Raw genomic sequence first — 924 nt, 5'->3', positions numbered from 1 at the left:
GCAAGACCGGGAAACCAGGAACCCGGCAGACCCGAAGGTCTCCCGCACACAGCCGCCATTGAGCGACACGGGTGTGTCGATTGGCTTGTGGCTATGCGCCTGGTATTTCGTCGGGCTTGCAGACCCGATCACTGATGGGCAGTGACGGGAAACAAGTTATCGATGGGGTGCCAAGCGCACAAGCCGGCGGATTCTGGCGTAGTTGTAGGCAATGACGCAAGGCAGCGTAGCCTCGCTCGGGAGTCCTACATGGCCCGATAAACAGAGCCAAAGCCGGACACACAATTTGTGGCTAGGAGATTGATCTGTGGGAGCAAGGCTTGCCCGCGATGCAGGCACCTCGGTCCCCCTGAAACCGTGTCGCCTTCATCGCGGGCAAGCCTTGCTCCCACAGGGGATAAGTTTCCCTCTCTTTCATTTGTCACTTGGCTTGAAGGGAGGGGAGCGCTTATCGCTGCGCAGCGATGTCCAGTGCGCGGCTCGCCAGCAACTCACTCAGCTCGACCATCTGCTGGATCCCCAGGGCAAAACTCCGTTGCGCGCCTTCCAAATCAAAGGCCAGTTCGTTGGCCATGACATTGACCGAGGCGAGGGTTTCGCTGAGGTTGGCCAGCAGGCATTCCAGGTCCGCGTCTTGCGCGACAGAACTGGCCCGGTTGTGGAGTGGGTTTTTCAGGTTTTGGATCGAGGTAAAAGGCGAGGGCGAGGTCGGCGGCTTCGTCGAGTTTTTTGGATTCGTCTTCGGGGGGGATTGGGGGTGATCTTGAACATTGTGCAGCTCCTGGTTATTTATGAGGCGCTGCCAGACATACTTGCAGATGATGGGTGGCGGCTATGCGCGGGTCTGCAAGACCGGGAAACCAGGAACCCGGCAGACCCGAAGGTCTCCCGCACACAGCCGCCATTGAGCGACACGGGTGTGTC

1 pseudogene is annotated in these 924 nt (G+C 59.2%); it reads right to left on the bottom strand.

The features are described 5' to 3' along the window. Positions 1-448 precede the first annotated feature (448 nt). Positions 449-771: pseudogene (locus tag AD662_RS27920) on the bottom strand (DUF6124 family protein). Between the last annotated feature and the right edge of the window lie 153 nt (positions 772-924).

It is taken from the genome of Pseudomonas kilonensis, from assembly GCF_001269885.1.
Lineage (GTDB): Bacteria > Pseudomonadota > Gammaproteobacteria > Pseudomonadales > Pseudomonadaceae > Aquipseudomonas > Aquipseudomonas kilonensis.
This window is presented reverse-complemented; position numbering and strand designations above follow the sequence as displayed.